15 protein-coding genes are annotated in these 14,298 nt (G+C 71.2%); 3 read left to right on the top strand and 12 right to left on the bottom strand.

The features are described 5' to 3' along the window. Nucleotides 1-7: 7 nt before the first annotated feature. The 10 genes from mutM to ACTWJ8_RS27115 form a co-directional block, all read right to left on the bottom strand. Nucleotides 8-868, bottom strand: coding sequence for a bifunctional DNA-formamidopyrimidine glycosylase/DNA-(apurinic or apyrimidinic site) lyase (gene mutM / locus ACTWJ8_RS27160; RefSeq protein WP_356388935.1), 861 nt, complete (start codon nucleotides 866-868; stop codon nucleotides 8-10). An 83-nt stretch (nucleotides 869-951) separates the two neighbouring features. Further along, nucleotides 952-1,743, bottom strand: coding sequence for a ribonuclease III (gene rnc, locus ACTWJ8_RS27155; protein WP_356388933.1), 792 nt, complete (start codon nucleotides 1,741-1,743; stop codon nucleotides 952-954). 7 nt (nucleotides 1,744-1,750) lie between these two features. Further along, on the bottom strand, nucleotides 1,751-1,924 hold the full coding sequence (rpmF, locus tag ACTWJ8_RS27150; RefSeq protein ID WP_026165248.1) for a 50S ribosomal protein L32: 174 nt from the start codon (nucleotides 1,922-1,924) through the stop codon (nucleotides 1,751-1,753). 2 nt (nucleotides 1,925-1,926) lie between these two features. Continuing rightward, nucleotides 1,927-2,571 (bottom strand): YceD family protein, encoded by a 645-nt coding sequence (locus ACTWJ8_RS27145; protein WP_356389069.1) that lies wholly within the window; start codon nucleotides 2,569-2,571, stop codon nucleotides 1,927-1,929. Nucleotides 2,572-2,726: 155 nt separating this feature from the next. Next, nucleotides 2,727-3,830 carry an ATP synthase F0 subunit B gene (locus ACTWJ8_RS27140; protein ID WP_356388931.1) on the bottom strand — a complete coding sequence of 368 codons (1,104 nt, stop codon included), beginning with the start codon at nucleotides 3,828-3,830 and terminating at the stop codon, nucleotides 2,727-2,729. Between the two features lie 82 nt (nucleotides 3,831-3,912). After that, nucleotides 3,913-4,392 carry a pantetheine-phosphate adenylyltransferase gene (gene coaD / locus ACTWJ8_RS27135; protein ID WP_356388929.1) on the bottom strand — a complete coding sequence of 160 codons (480 nt, stop codon included), beginning with the start codon at nucleotides 4,390-4,392 and terminating at the stop codon, nucleotides 3,913-3,915. Between the two features lie 26 nt (nucleotides 4,393-4,418). Continuing rightward, nucleotides 4,419-5,018, bottom strand: a complete 600-nt coding sequence (rsmD, locus tag ACTWJ8_RS27130) for a 16S rRNA (guanine(966)-N(2))-methyltransferase RsmD (protein ID WP_356388927.1) — start codon at nucleotides 5,016-5,018, stop codon at nucleotides 4,419-4,421. 126 nt (nucleotides 5,019-5,144) lie between these two features. Continuing rightward, on the bottom strand, nucleotides 5,145-7,355 hold the full coding sequence (gene recG / locus ACTWJ8_RS27125; RefSeq protein ID WP_443260492.1) for an ATP-dependent DNA helicase RecG: 2,211 nt from the start codon (nucleotides 7,353-7,355) through the stop codon (nucleotides 5,145-5,147). Between the two features lie 59 nt (nucleotides 7,356-7,414). Beyond that, nucleotides 7,415-8,746, bottom strand: a complete 1,332-nt coding sequence (locus ACTWJ8_RS27120; protein WP_443260491.1) for a glucarate dehydratase family protein — start codon at nucleotides 8,744-8,746, stop codon at nucleotides 7,415-7,417. A gap of 86 nt (nucleotides 8,747-8,832) precedes the next feature. Continuing rightward, on the bottom strand, nucleotides 8,833-10,575 hold the full coding sequence (locus ACTWJ8_RS27115) for a DAK2 domain-containing protein (protein WP_443260490.1): 1,743 nt from the start codon (nucleotides 10,573-10,575) through the stop codon (nucleotides 8,833-8,835). A 267-nt stretch (nucleotides 10,576-10,842) separates the two neighbouring features. On the opposite strand from ACTWJ8_RS27115, the gene rpmB reads away from it, so the two are divergent. After that, nucleotides 10,843-11,028, top strand: coding sequence for a 50S ribosomal protein L28 (gene rpmB, locus ACTWJ8_RS27110; protein ID WP_030195073.1), 186 nt, complete (start codon nucleotides 10,843-10,845; stop codon nucleotides 11,026-11,028). Between the two features lie 87 nt (nucleotides 11,029-11,115). Here rpmB and ACTWJ8_RS27105 read toward each other — a convergent pair whose 3' ends face one another. Beyond that, nucleotides 11,116-12,084: a thiamine-phosphate kinase gene (locus tag ACTWJ8_RS27105; RefSeq protein WP_356388919.1), complete on the bottom strand. Its 969-nt coding sequence runs from the start codon at nucleotides 12,082-12,084 to the stop codon at nucleotides 11,116-11,118. 242 nt (nucleotides 12,085-12,326) lie between these two features. Here ACTWJ8_RS27105 and ACTWJ8_RS27100 point away from each other — a divergent pair, with 242 nt between their 5' ends. Next, nucleotides 12,327-12,560, top strand: a complete 234-nt coding sequence (locus tag ACTWJ8_RS27100; protein WP_356388917.1) for an Lrp/AsnC ligand binding domain-containing protein — start codon at nucleotides 12,327-12,329, stop codon at nucleotides 12,558-12,560. A gap of 20 nt (nucleotides 12,561-12,580) precedes the next feature. After that, the gene (locus ACTWJ8_RS27095) at nucleotides 12,581-13,093 is read left to right on the top strand and encodes a DUF3515 domain-containing protein (RefSeq protein WP_443260489.1); all 513 of its coding nucleotides are present in this window, start codon (nucleotides 12,581-12,583) and stop codon (nucleotides 13,091-13,093) included. Nucleotides 13,094-13,115: 22 nt separating this feature from the next. On the opposite strand, the gene ACTWJ8_RS27090 is transcribed toward ACTWJ8_RS27095, so the two are convergent. Beyond that, nucleotides 13,116-14,288, bottom strand: a complete 1,173-nt coding sequence (locus ACTWJ8_RS27090) for a D-alanine--D-alanine ligase family protein (RefSeq protein ID WP_356388913.1) — start codon at nucleotides 14,286-14,288, stop codon at nucleotides 13,116-13,118. Between the last annotated feature and the right edge of the window lie 10 nt (nucleotides 14,289-14,298).

Raw genomic sequence — 14,298 nt, 5'->3', positions numbered from 1 at the left:
CCGGCGACTAGGGCGCGATGCGCGGCGGGCGCTGGCAGCGCGGGCAGTAGTAGCTGGACCGGTTCATCCACGGGCGCCTGCGCATCGGCGTCCCGCATCGCCGGCAGGGCAGCCCCTCACGCCCGTACGCGTCGAGGGACCGCTCGAAGTAGCCCGACTCCCCGTTCACGTTCACGTACAGGGAGTCGAAGCTGGTGCCGCCGACGCTCAGCGCCGCGTTCATCACGTCCCTTACGTGGCCGAGGAGTTCGGCCGTGCGGGGGCGTGTGAACGTCGACGTGGGGCGCTCGTAGTGCAGCTTGGCGCGCCACAGCGCCTCGTCCGCGTAGATGTTGCCGACGCCGCTGATCAGCGACTGGTCGAGCAGGGCGCGCTTGATGGTGCTGCGCTTCGCGCGCAGGGCGGTGTGGAACGCGGCGTCGTCGAAGAGCGGGTCGAGCGGGTCGCGGGCGATGTGCGCGATGACGTCGGGCAGCCCGTTGTCGTCGTTGTCGTGCAGCGAGAGCCCGCCGAAGGTGCGCTGGTCGACGAAGCGCAGCTCCGTGGCCAGGTCGTCGTCGAAGCGGACACGGATGCGCAGATGCTTCTCGTCGGGCGCCTCGTGCGGCTGCACGAGGAGCTGCCCGCTCATGCCCAGGTGCGCGAGGACGGACTGGTGCGTGCCCTCCAGCGGCAGCCACAGATACTTGCCGCGCCGGCTCGGCTCGCCGATGGTCAGCCCCTCGAGCCGCCGAGCGAAGTCCTCCCCGCCCGCGACGTGCCGGCGCACGGCCCGCGGGTGCAGCACGTCGACGGCCGCGACGGTCCGGTGCGCCACCCACCGCTCGAGCCCCCGCCGCACGACCTCGACCTCGGGCAACTCCGGCACGTCGGACCTCCAGCCATGTAGGGACATACGAAGCCCGCCCCCGCCGGTCGGACCGACAAGGACGGGCTCAGGAAGCGGAGCGGTTACGCTCCGGGGGCCGTCTCGACCCCGGCGGCAGCGGCCTTCTCGTCCGCCGCGGCGCGAATCGCACGCCACGCGGACTCGGCGGCCTGCTGCTCCGCTTCCTTCTTGCTGCGGCCGGTGCCGGTGCCGTACGAGACGCCTCCGACGCGGGCGGCAGCAGTGAAGGTCTTCTCGTGGTCCGGGCCGGTCTCGGAGACCAGGTACTCGGGAACACCGAGCCCTTCGGTCGCCGTCAGCTCCTGGAGACTGGTCTTCCAGTCCAGGCCGGCACCCAGATTCGAGGACTTCTCGATCAGCGGGTCGAAAAGGCGGTGGACGAGCTCGCCCGCCGCGTCCAGACCCTGGTCCAGGTACACCGCACCGATCACCGCTTCGAGGGTGTCGGCGAGGATCGACGCCTTGTCCCGGCCGCCCGTGCCCTCTTCGCCCCGGCCGAGCCGGATGAAGGAGCCCAGGTCGAGCCCGCGGCTGACCTCCGCCAGTGCACGCGAATTGACCACCGCGGCCCGCAGCTTGGCCAGTTGGCCTTCCGGCAGGTCGGGGTGGGTGCGGTAGAGCGTGTCGGTGACCACGAGGCCGAGGACCGAGTCGCCGAGGAATTCCAGGCGTTCGTTCGTCGGCAGGCCACCGTTCTCGTACGCGTACGAACGGTGTGTCAGCGCACGCACCAGAAGGGCGGACTCGAGCTTGTACCCGAGCCGCCCTTCCAGAAGCGTGTGGGACGAGGCTGTCGTGTCCACCTTTTTCTTGGCGTCATCCGCCTTCTTGGGGCTCGACACTGTGCCTCTCACCAGCCGCTCAGACCTCGAGGACCTGGCGCTTGTTGTAGGTGCCGCAAGACGGGCACGCGATGTGCTGCTGCTTGGGCTCCTGGCAACGCTCACACGAAACCAGGGTGGGGACCGCAGCCTTCCACTGCGACCGGCGGTGGCGCGTGTTGCTGCGCGACATCTTCCGCTTCGGAACAGCCACGGCTACTTCTCCTGCTTCTCGTCGACGCCCGCTTCCGCTTCGGCGCCGCTCATCTCGTCCTTCTCGCCGTCCTGGATGGATTCAGCGAGTCCCTGCAAAGCCGCCCAACGGATGTCGACGGCGTCGTGGTGGTGGCCCGGCTCGTCCGCGAGACGCACTCCGCACTCGGAGCACAGACCCTCACAGTCTTCCTGGCACACCGGCTGCATCGGCAGTGCGAGCACCACCGCATCGCGCAGCACCGGCTCGAGGTCGAACAGGCCGTCCTCGAGAAAGAGCCTGTCCTCGTCGTCCTCGGCGTCGTCGCCGGCGTCGTCCTTGGGACGGCCCCGGTCGTCGGCGTCAGGGTACGAGAACATCTCCTGGAAGTCCGCGTCGACCTCTTGGACGAGCGGCTCCAGACACCTTACGCACTCCCCCTTCGCCGATGCACGGGCGGTGCCTGTGACAAGCACCCCTTCCATGACCGACTCCAGACGGAGCTCGAGCTCCACCGGGGCGCCTTCCGGCACCTCGATGACCCCCAGGAGACCGAACTCCTTGGGAGCGTCGATCGTGCGGGACAACCGCTGCATGGCACCCGGACGCCGACCCAGCTCGTGCGTATCGAACACGAACGGGTTGCGGTGGTCGAGATGCGTACTCAGGGCCGATCCTGCTTTCGTTCTTCGAAGCTCTGGGGGGGTTGCCGCCCTTGTCGTTCCGGGCAGCTCGGAACGCACGTGTACGCGCGACCGAAGAACCAGGGTACTGGACCTTTCGCTCACGGCCCAATCTGCCCCCGGAGCGGGCAGGCGCGCGCTCAGCGCCCCTGCTCGTAGTGCCGCATCTGCTCCAGGCTGATCATGCTGGTGTCGAAGAGGCTCGTCTCGTCGAGCGCCCCGTCCTGCGCCTGCTGCTGTTGCTGCTGCGGCTGCTGTGCCTGCTGCTGGTATCCGTACGGGTCCTGCTGCTGGGCCTGCTGTGCCTGGTACGCGTACGGGTCCTGCTGATACGCGGCGTACGGGTCCTGCTGGTAGCCGCCGTACGCGTCCTGCTGCGCGGCGAAGGGCTGCTGCTGGTAGCCGTACGGGTCCTGGCCCTGCTGCGCGTACGCGGGCGCGGGCTCGGGGGCCTGCGCGGGGATCTGCGGGACCTGCATCGGCGGGGCCTGGGGCGCCTGCGGGGCGGCCGGCCGCTGGTCCTGGGCGCCGATCTCGGCGAGGCCCGCGAGGTAGTCGGCGTCGCTGGTGTGCGCCTGGCCCTCGCCGTCCCCGGTCAGCGTGCCGAGGTCGTCGGTGGCGATCCGGCCGTGCAGCTTCTGGCGGCCCTTGCCGACGGCCTCCAGGGTCTTGGCGAGCACCGCCTCGAAGGCGCCGAGCTTGGTGTCCACGTAGGCGTCCGCGTCGCGGCGCAGCGTCTCCGGGTCGTGGCTGCGCTCGGGGGCGTCCTCGTCCTCGTAGCCCTCCGCGTCGAGGCCGGGCCCGGTGCCGAGCAGCTTCTCGCGGCCGCGGCCGACCGAGCCGAGCGTCTTGTTGAGCACGACCTCGAAGTTGGCCAGCTTGGAGTCGACGTAGTCGTCGGCCTCCGCCTTGATCTCCTCGGCCTCCTGCCGGGCCTCGGCGAGGATCCGGTCGGCCTCGGCCTGGGCCTGGCGGGCGATCTCCGTGTCGGCGATCAGGGTGCTGCGCTCGGCGCGTGCGCTCTCGATGATCCGCTCGGCCTCCGCGTGGGCCTGCTCGACCATCTGCTCGCGGCCGCCGATCAGCTCCTGGGCCTGCGCGAGGGAGCCGGGCAGCGCCTGGCGCACCTCCTCGAGCATCGCGAGCAGGTCGGCGCGGTTGACCACGCACGAGGCCGACATGGGCATCGAGCGCGCCCCGCCGACCGTGCCGACGATGTCGTCGAGCTTCTTCTGCACGTCCACCGTGTGCTCGCCACTCTCTCGTTCTCGTCAGAGGGTTGTTGAGACGGACGAGACGACTGTAAGCCCAACTCGCGCGTGCGTGTCACTTCTTGGGAAGGCGCTCCGTCAGTGCCTCGTGGACCTGCGGCGGAACCAGGTGCGAGACGTCGCCGCCCCAGGCCGCGACCTCCTTGACCAGGGAGGACGACAGGAAGCTGTACGTCGGGTTGGTCGGCACGAAGAGCGTCTCGACGCCGGACAGGCCGTTGTTCATCTGGGCCATCTGCAGCTCGTAGTCGAAGTCGCTGACGGCGCGCAGGCCCTTCACGATGGCCGGGATGTCGCGCTGCTTGCAGAAGTCGACGAGGAGGCCGTGGAACGCCTCCACCTCGACGTTGCCGAACTCGGCCGTGACCTCGCGGATCAGCTTGATCCGCTCCTCGACCTCGAACAGTCCCTTCTTGGACTGGTTGATCATCACCGCGACGTGCACGACGTCGTAGAGCTTGGAGGCTCGGGCGATGATGTCGAGGTGGCCGTTGGTGATGGGGTCGAACGACCCCGGACAGACTGCGCGGCGCACGGGAAGTCCCTCGCTCTCCGGTCCGGTCATCGTGCGTCGTCGCACGTGAGGGTGGTGTTCAAGGCGGCGCGACCGTACCAAAACGTGCCTTCGCCGTAGCGACGGGACCTCAGCCCCTCGAAGCCGTCCGGCCACCGGAATTCGCCGCCTCTGGTGCTGCGTTCCACGGTGACGAGCGCTTCGTCCGCGAGCCAGCCCCCGGCACGGAGTGTGAGCAGTATCTCCCGAAGATCGTCGTCGGAGACGGCGTACGGCGGATCGAGAAAGACCAGGTCGTAGGGGGCAGTTGGGGGTGGGCCCGCGACGATTTGCTCCGCTTTTCCGGTACGTGCCTCGGCGCCGGGGAGGCCGAGGGTGCGGATGTTGTCGCGGATCGTGCGGGCGGCTCGGGCGTCGGCCTCGACGAGGAGGGCGTGGGCGGCGCCGCGGGAGAGGGCCTCCAGGGCGACGGCGCCGGAGCCGGCGTAGAGGTCGGCGACGCGGGTGCCGGTGAGGCTGCCGCCGAGGAGCGCCTGCCAGGTGGAGAAGAGGCCCTCGCGTGCGCGGTCGGAGGTGGGGCGTGTGCCGTTGCCCGGGGGGACGGCGAGGCGGCGGCCTCCGGCGGTTCCGGCGATCACGCGGGTCATCGCGCTGGTACGTCCTTCTCTTCTGCGTTTCCGTGCTTCCGGCCTCCAGTCTCTCAGGGCACGCGGGGCCCCCGCCTCCGGGGCACGGCGTGCGGTGCCCCGCAACCGGTACGCCGGAGGCCCGCGTCAGCCCTTGTCGAGGTAGGACTCGCGGGATTCGTCGAGGAGGGCGGAGAGGGCCACCTGGAGGGGTGGGTGGGAGGTGAGGTCGGGGTCGGCTGCGACGACCCTCGTGGCCTCCTCCCGCGCCGCCTCGATGATCTCCTCGTCCTCGATCACGGCGAGCATCCGCAGGGACGACCGGACCCCGGACTGGGCCTGCCCGAGGACGTCTCCCTCGCGCCGCTGTTCCAGGTCGATGCGGGACAGCTCGAACCCGTCGAGCGTGGAGGCGACCGCCCCGAGCCGGGCTCGCGCCGGACTCGCCTCGGGCATTTCCGTGACCAGGAGACACAGGCCCGGCGCAGACCCACGCCCCACACGGCCGCGCAGCTGGTGCAGCTGCGAGACGCCGAAGCGGTCGGCGTCCATGATCACCATCGCCGTGGCGTTCGGGACGTTCACGCCGACCTCGATCACCGTGGTCGCCACAAGGACATCCGTCTCGCCCGCCGCGAAGCGACGCATCACCGCGTCCTTGTCGTCGGGCTGCATCCGGCCGTGCAGCACCTCGACCTTGAGCCCCTGGAGCGGGCCCCGCGCGAGGTCCTCCGCCACATCGAGCACCGCGAGCGGCGGCCTCTTCTCCGCCTCGTCCTCGGCGGACTGCTTCTTGGCCTTGCCCTTCGCCCCCTTCTCGTCCTCGTCGTCACCGATGCGGGGGCAGACGACGTACGCCTGATGCCCGTTCTCCACCTCCTCCCGTACGCGCTCCCACGCGCGCGCGAGGAAGTGCGGCTTGTCGGCCGCCGGGACGACATGGCTGGCGATCGGCGAGCGCCCTGCCGGGAGCTGGTCGAGCACGGACGTCTCCAGGTCGCCGAAGACCGTCATGGCGACCGTGCGCGGAATCGGCGTCGCCGTCATGACCAGGAGGTGCGGCGGCTGCTTGCCCTTGGAGCGCAGGGCGTCGCGCTGTTCGACACCGAAGCGGTGCTGCTCGTCCACGACCACCAGGCCCAGGTCGTCGAACTGCACCTTGTCCTCGATCAGCGCGTGCGTGCCGATGACGATCCCGGCCTCGGCGGTCGCCAGGTCGAGCAGCGCCTGACGACGCGCGGCCATGCCCATGGAACCGGTGAGGAGGACGACCTTGGTGGCGTGCTCGGCCCCGCCCAGCATCCCGCCCTCCGCGAGCTCGCCCATCATCTCGGTGATGGACCGGTGGTGCTGCTGGGCCAGGACCTCGGTGGGCGCGAGCATCGCCGCCTGACCGCCCGCGTCGACGACGGCGAGCATGGCCCGCAGCGCCACCATCGTCTTTCCGGAACCCACCTCACCCTGCAACAGCCGGTGCATCGGGTGCTCCGTCGCCAGGTCGTCGAAGATCTCCTTGGAGACCTTCTGCTGGCCCTCGGTGAGCGTGAAGGGGAGCTTCGCGTCGAACGCCGTGAGCAGCCCGTCCGCCTTGGGCTCGCGCGCGACGGCGGTCAGCTGCGTGTCCGCGAAGCGGCGCCGGGCGAGCGCCACTTGCAGGACGAACGCCTCGTCCCACTTGAGCCGGTCCCGGGCGCTCGCGATGTCGGCCTTGGTGTGCGGCCGATGGATCTTGAGCAGGGCCTCGGGCAGCGGGACGAGCCCCCGGCCCTCGCGCAGCGATGCGGGCAGCGGGTCGAGCGCCTCCTGCGCGCTGGGCAGCACCAGGTCGACCGCCTTGGCGATCTTCCAGGACTCCAGCTTGGCGGTGGCCGGGTAGATCGGCAGCAGCGCTCCGGCCCAGGAACCGGCGGCCTCCGCGGCGTCCTCGGAGGATTCGGCGGTCAGCAACTGGTAGGCCGGATGCGCCAGTTGCATCTTGCGGTTGAAGACCGAGACCTTGCCGGCGAACATCGCGCGCGTGCCGGGCAGCAGGTCCTTGTGCGGCTTGTGGATGCCCCGGCCGAAGAAGACGAGCTGGAGCTGGCCGCTGCCGTCGGTGATGGTGACTTCGAGGCGCTGGCCCCTGCCGCCGTTGAACTTCAGGATGCGGGCGGTCGCGACCTGCGCGACGACCGTCACGTGCTCGTCGAGCGGCAGCTCGGCGAGGCGGGTGAGCTCGCCCCGCTCCGCGTATCTGCGCGGATAGTGGTGGAGCAGGTCACCGACGGTGTGCAGGCCGAGGTGCTCGTCCATCACCTTCGCGGTGGCTGGTCCGAGCACCTTCTTCAGTGGTTCTTCGAGCGCGGGCACGAGATCCATTGCACACCACGCCACTGACAATCACCCTCCTCCCCCGGAAACACCGGGCCCGGCGGGTCTCACCAGCGCGGCACCGCGGGGTCGAAGTCGGGCCGGAAGCGGCGCATGTACGCGGTGTCGTCGCGCTCACGAAGGCCGCACGCGAGGTACTGCTCGTGCAGCCGGGCGAGGGCGTCGCGGTCGAGTTCGACGCCGAGTCCCGGCCCGGTGGGCACGGCGACGGCGCCGTCGCGGAAGGCGAGCGCCCCCGGCACGACGACATCCTCGGCCGGGTCCTTCCACGGCCAGTGCGTGTCGCAGGCGTAGTCGAGGTTCGGGGTGGCGGCGGCGAGGTGGGTCATGGCGGCGAGGCTGATGCCGAGGTGCGAGTTGGAGTGCATGGACAGGCCCATGCCGAACGTCTCGCAGATCGCGCCGAGCCGCTGCGACCTGCGCAGTCCGCCCCAGAAGTGGTGGTCGGACAGCACCACCTGGACGGCGTCCTGCCGCACGGCGGGCGGCAGGTGGTCGAACGCGACGACGCACATGTTGGTGGCGAGCGGCATCGGCACCTCGCGCGCGACGCGGGCCATGCCGTCGATGCCGGGCGTCGGGTCCTCCAGGTATTCGAGGACACCGTCGAGCTCCCGGCCGACCTTGATCGAACTGGCCACGGTCCAGGCGCCGTTGGGATCGAGCCGGAGCGGCAGGTCGGGGAAGGCGGCGCGCAGCGCGCGGACCGCCTCGATCTCCTCCTCGGGAGGCAGGACACCGCCCTTGAGCTTGATGGCACCGAACCCGTACGCGTCGATGATCCGCCGCGCCTGCCGGACGAGGCCGTCGGGGTCGAGCGCCGCGCCCCACGGGTCGTCGTCCTGTCCGGGATGGCCGGCCCACTTGTAGAACAGGTAGGCGCTGTAGGCGACGCGGTCGCGCACGGCGCCGCCCAGCAGATCGCTCACGGGGCGGCCGACGATCTTCCCCTGGAGGTCGAGCGCGGCGACCTCGAAGGGCGAGACGACGCGGTCGGCGAGCGAGCTGCCGGTCACCATCCCGCTCATGCCGTGCCCGCCCGCGCCGCTGTCGGAGGCGAGCGACGTGGTGACCGCGCGCCACATGCCGTTCAGGTCGAAGACGTCGACGCCGGTGAGCAGCCGCCCGGCCCGCTCCAGGCGACGCAGATGGGCCAGGTCCCCGTACGACTCCCCGAGCCCGGTCAGTCCGCTGTCGGTCACCACCTCGACGACCGACCGCAGCGCGAACGGCTCGTGCACGCCTACGGAGTTGAGCAGCGGGAGGTCGCGGAAGGCCACGGGCGTCACGCGTATCCCGGCGATCCGGTGCTTCTCGGCGACGGCGACGGCGGCGGCAGCGGCATCGACATTGGCATCGGTGTGCGGCGTGGAGGGCATGATCCGGATGCTGGCACGATCTACGTATGTAGACAAGGGTTGCGTACGTGACTCACGCGGGGAGCGAGGAAGGGGCGGGAACGCCGCTACTCGACGCCGATCAGCATCAGCGGCGACTGGTGCCCGCCCCGGTACACGACCGTGTCCACGGCCAGGTGGGACGCGCGCACATGCTGTTCGAGTCCGGCCGCGAGCTCGTCGGAGACGTCCTCGCCGAGGACGAGCGTGACCAGTTCGCCGCCCGCCGACAGCATCCGGTCGAGGACCGTGCGGGCCGTGGCCGGGACCTCCGCGCCGATGACGGCGACGTCGCCGTCGATGAGGCCGAGGACGTCGCCCGCCTGGCAGATGCCCGCCATGGTCCACGACTGCCGCTCGGCGACGGCCAGTTCGCCGTACCGGGTCGCACCCGCGGCCGAGGTCATCGCCACGACGTCCTCGTCGAAGCGCCTGTCGGGCTCGTGCACGGCCAGCGCGGCGATGCCCTGGACCGCCGAGCGGGTCGGGATGAGCGCGATCCGGATGCCCTCGGAGCGGGCCTGCTCCGCCGCGGCCGCCGCGGTGTGCCGCAGCTCCGCGTCGTTCGGCAACAGCACCACCTCGCGCGCGTGGGCGCGCCTGATCGCGTCGACCAGCTCACCGCTGGCGGGCGGTTCGCCGGGCCGGTCGGGCACGGTCGTGGCGCCTGCCTCCTCGTAGAGCCCCGCGAGTCCGTCGCCCGGCACGACCGCCACGACGGCCCGCTGGGCGCGCTCGCGGGGCGGCGCCGACGCGTGCGTGGCGTGCACGTCGCCGAGCCCGAAGTGCGTGATGCGGATGCGGTACGGCCGGCCCGCCTCGACGCCCGCCTCCACGGCGGCGCCCGCGTCGTCGACGTGCACGTGGACGTTCCACAGGCCGTCCCCGCCGACGACGACCAGCGAGTCGCCGAGGGCGTCGAGCCGGGTGCGCAGCCGGGCCACGGCCGCGTCGTCCGCCTCCAGCAGGTAGATGACCTCGAAGGCGGGCCCCGCGGCGCCGTCCTCGTCGGAGCGCGGATCGGGGCAGGCCTCGGAAGCCGCCTCCACGCGCGCGGAAGTCGCCTCCACACGTGCGGAACCCGCCTCCACGCGCGCGTGCCCGCGTCGTACGGGCGCCGCCTCCCCGGAGACCGCCTCGCTCAACGCCCCCAGGACGGCCACGAGCCCGCGCCCGCCCGCGTCCACGACGCCCGCGCTGCCGAGCGCGGCGAGCTGCCCCGGTGTCGCGTCGAGCGCCACGCACGCGCCTTCGTAGGCGGCGCGGACGACGTCACGGCAGTCGCCATCGGCCCCGGCGGCGGCATCCGCGGCCGCCGTCGCCACGGTCAGGACGGTGCCCTCCACGGGGTGGGCGACGGCCTCGCGCGCGGCCTCGGCCGCACGACCGAGGGCGAGCCGCAGGGCTCCCGCGTCGGCGCCTTCGGCGTGATCTCCCTCACCGGAGCCGTCCGCGGCGAGCACCTGGGCCATGCCGCGCAGGAGCTGCGCGAGGATCGTCCCGGAGTTGCCGCGGGCACCTATGAGGGCGCCGTGTGCCATGGCCCGCATCACATCGGGGAGCGCGGGGGCGGCCGGTTCGGGGCCCGCCTCGAGGCCCGCGAAGACCGCCTCGACGGCCTGGTGGGCGGACTCCAGGGTCAGATAGAGGTTCGTGCCGGTGTCCCCGTCGGCGACCGGATACACGTTGATCGCGTCGATCTCCGCGCGGTCGCGGCCGAGCGCCTCAAGGGCCAGTGAGCACCAGGCGCGCACCGCGATCACGTCGAGCACCTGCGGCACCTGCGCCTCCTCGAGCTGCTGGACTGGCACCGCAGAGTAGACCCCGGAAGGTGACCGTCCGGAAAGAGGGCCCGCCCCTCGGGTCGGCCCCGGAGCAGGGCCGGAGCGGGTCCGGAGCCCGGGCAGGGGCCCGGACCAGCCATGGTAGTTTCGTTCTACCGACGCAGCCGTTGTATGCTGCTCGGGTTGCCCGATATCCGTCGGGCCATCCCCTGGCACCGCCACTCAGATCCTCCGATCTCGATCCCGGCATGCCGGGATCAACCGTAAGTGCATCTGAAGTCTTTGGAGTGACCCGTGGCTGCCAACTGCGACGTCTGCGGCAAGGGGCCGGGCTTCGGCAACAACATCTCGCACTCGCACCGCCGTACGCCCCGTCGCTGGAACCCGAACATCCAGCGTGTGCGTGCAGTGGTCGGCGGGACGCCGAAGCGCCTCAACGCCTGCACCTCGTGCATCAAGGCCGGCAAGGTCTCGCGCTGACGTAACGCTTAGCGCGGCCACCTCGCTGGTTGCTTGAAAAAGCCGGTCCCTTCGGGGACCGGCTTTTTCGTGCGTTCCACAGGACGCTCAGGACTCGATCTCCCCACCGAAGTGGTCCCAGCCGCTCTGGTTCGTCCACGGCTCCCCGTCCACGGTCACCTGAGGCAGCGCCGAAGGCCCCCGCACCTCGCCGATCACCTTCCAGCGGGCGGGCAGCTTCACGCTCGGCGGGAAGGTCGCGACGATCGCGTGGTCCTCTCCCCCTGTCAGCACCCACTGCAGCGGATCGACGCCGACGGCCTGCCCGATGTCGTTCATCTGCGACGGCACGTCCACCTTCCCGGACGTGATGTCGATCCGGACCTTGCTCGACTCCGCGATGTGCCCCAGGTCGGCGATCAGCCCGTCGCTCACGTCGCACATGGCGGTGGCGCCGAGCCCGGCCGCCGCGGGACCCGCCTCGTACGGGGGCTCCGGGCGGCGGTGCGCCTCCACGAAGGCGCGCGGCGAGCGGAAGCCCCGGGAGAGCACCGCGAAGCCCGCCGCGGACCAGCCGAGCCAGCCGGTCACGGCCACGACGTCGCCGGGCTGCGCGCCGGCCCGGGTGACCGGCTCGTGGCCCTGCATGTCGCCGAGCGCGGTGATCGCCACGGTGATGGTGTCGCCGCGCACGACGTCGCCCCCGACCACGGCTGCGCCGGCCACCTGGCACTCGTCGCGCAGCCCGTCCATCAGCTCCGACGGCCAGGAGGCGGGCAGTTCGGCGGGCACCACGAGGCCGAGCAGCAGCGCGGTCGGCACGGCGCCCATGGCCGCGATGTCGGCGAGGTTCTGTGCGGCGGCCTTGCGCCCGACGTCGTACGCGGTGGACCAGTCGCGCCTGAAGTGCCGGTTCTCCAGCAGGACGTCCGTGCTGGCGACGACCCGGCGGTCGGGGGCCGCGACCACGGCGGCGTCGTCGCCGGGACCGATGCGTACGGCCGGGGTGGTGGTGAGCCGCGAGGTCAACTCTCTGATGAGGCCGAACTCCCCCAACTCGCCGACGGTGCCCTTCATGCGCGTGCTGCCCTTTCTGCCCCGGTTCGCTGGCGCCCGCCAGGGCCGTCTGCCCCGGCCCGCTTGCGGTCGCGGACCGTCTCTGTCATGGGTACGGTTTTTGCTACGGGCCTGCCTCCCACGTCCGTGGGGCGCCACAGCCGCCTCCGGGTCTCCCCGCGACGAGCGGTGACGCGATACCGTGGCGTCCCTTCTCCCCACATGATCCTCGTGATGATCCTCGTGGCCGCCCTGGAGGTTCCGTGGTACAGGCGTACATCCTGATCCAGACCGAAGTCGGCAAGGCGTCTACCGTCGCCGAGCTGATCGGGAAGATTGCAGGAGTCATCCAGGCCGAGGACGTCACCGGCCCCTACGACGTGATCGTGCGCGCCCAGGCGGACACGGTCGACGAGCTGGGCCGCATGGTGGTCGCCAGAGTCCAGCAGGTGGACGGCATCACGCGCACGCTGACCTGCCCGGTCGTCCACCTGTAGCCCCCGTCTACCCTGTGCCGGTGAAGTCATATCGTCACCGGACCCGGCACGGCCGGCTCGGCCGCCTGTCCATCGCGGTGCCCTCGCTCTCCTTGCTGATCGCCACCGCGGGCTGCGCTTCGACGGACGATGCGCCCAAGGTGGCGGTTCCCACTCCGGACGCGAAGGCCGCCAAGCTGTGCCGGAACCTGGACAAGGTCCTGCCGGAGAAGGTCGACGGACTCGAGCGCAACGATCCCGAACCGGGCTCGGAGCTCACCGCGGCGTGGGGAAGCCCCGCGATCATACTGCGCTGCGGCGTGCCGTGGCCCGACGCGGCGGTGAAGACGAGCAGCAACACGGCGACCATCAACGGCGTCGGCTGGGTCGCGGAGGAACTCGACGGCGGCGCCCAGCGCATGACGACGGGCGGGCGTCTCGCCTACGTGGAGGTGACGATCCCCAAGGGCGAGGTCGCCAAGAACGGGGCGGGCTCCCTGGTCGACCTCGCCGCGCCCATCAAGAAGGCGATCCCCAAGGGGATCGCCGACTAGACACCTCATGAGAAGACGCGGTCTACCGCAGCCCTGTCGACCGCCGCAGCGCCGCCTGGATGAGCCGGTCCACCAGCTCCGGGTAGCCGACCCCGGTCTCCTGCCACATCCGCGGGTACATGGAGATCGGCGTGAAGCCCGGCAGCGTATTGATCTCGTTGATGACGAACTCGCCGTCCTCGTCGAGGAAGAAGTCCGCCCGCACGAGCCCCTCGCAGGACATCGCCTCGAAGGCGTCGACCGCGAGCCTGCGGACCTCGGCGGTCTGCTCCGCGCTCAGCGGCGCGGGCACGATCCCGGCGGCGGAGTCGATGTACTTCGCCTCGAAGTCGTAGAAGTCGTGGGAGTCGGCCGGGGGGATCTCGGCGGGCACGGAGGCGCGCGGCCCGTCCTCGAACTCCAGGACGCCGCACTCGATCTCGCGCCCGACGATGCCGGCCTCGACGATGACCTTCGGGTCGTGCTCGCGTGCCGTCTCGATCGCCTCGTCGAGCCCCTCGAAGGAGTCGACCTTCGTGATGCCGATCGACGAACCCGCGCGCGCGGGCTTGATGAACAGCGGCCAGCCGTGGTCCCCGACGAAGTCGGCGACGCGACGCCGCGCCCCCTCCTGGTCCTGCTCCCACTCGCGCGGCCGGATCACCAGGTAGGGCCCCACCTTCAGCCCGAAGGACGTGAAGATGCGCTTCATGTACTCCTTGTCCTGGCCGACGGCCGAGGAGAGCACACCGCAGCCGACGTACGGCGTCCCGGAGAGGTCCAGGAGGCCCTGGATGGTGCCGTCCTCGCCGTACGGGCCGTGCAGCACGGGGAAGACCACGTCGACCTCGCCGAGGGCCTTGGGGACCGATCCCGGCTCGGTGTAGACGACTTCGCGGGAGCCCGGGTCGACCGGGAGCACCACTCCGCCCTCGGGCGACTCGGCGAGATCGGCGACGTCCGGCACCCGGCGGTCGGTGATGGCCATCCGCTCGGGGTCGTCCGCCGTCAGCGCCCAGCGTCCTTCACGCGTGATGCCGACCGGCAGCACGTCGTACTTGGAGCGGTCGATGGCGCGCAGCACGGCGCCCGCCGTGACCACGGAGACGCCGTGCTCGGAGCTGCGGCCACCGAAGACGACGGCCACGCGCGGCTTGGTGCCGCCCGCTGATGACGCTGCGGACGCAGGGCTCTGGGGGAGGTTCTCGCTGCTCATATCGCGTTGA

It is taken from the genome of Streptomyces sp. SDT5-1, assembly GCF_052245995.1.
Taxonomy (GTDB): domain Bacteria; phylum Actinomycetota; class Actinomycetes; order Streptomycetales; family Streptomycetaceae; genus Streptomyces.
The sequence above is the reverse complement of the archived record's forward strand: the minus strand, read 5'-3'. Positions and strand labels throughout refer to the sequence as shown.

Coding starts and splice junctions, on each gene's coding strand:
- rsmD (WP_356388927.1), bottom strand. CDS start 5,018: ATGACCCGCGTGATCGCCGGAACCGCCGGAGGCCGCCGCCTCGCCGTC.
- recG (WP_443260492.1), bottom strand. CDS start 7,355: ATGGATCTCGTGCCCGCGCTCGAAGAACCACTGAAGAAGGTGCTCGGA.
- ACTWJ8_RS27120 (WP_443260491.1), bottom strand. CDS start 8,746: ATGCCCTCCACGCCGCACACCGATGCCAATGTCGATGCCGCTGCCGCC.
- ACTWJ8_RS27105 (WP_356388919.1), bottom strand. CDS start 12,084: ATGAAGGGCACCGTCGGCGAGTTGGGGGAGTTCGGCCTCATCAGAGAG.
- ACTWJ8_RS27090 (WP_356388913.1), bottom strand. CDS start 14,288: ATGAGCAGCGAGAACCTCCCCCAGAGCCCTGCGTCCGCAGCGTCATCA.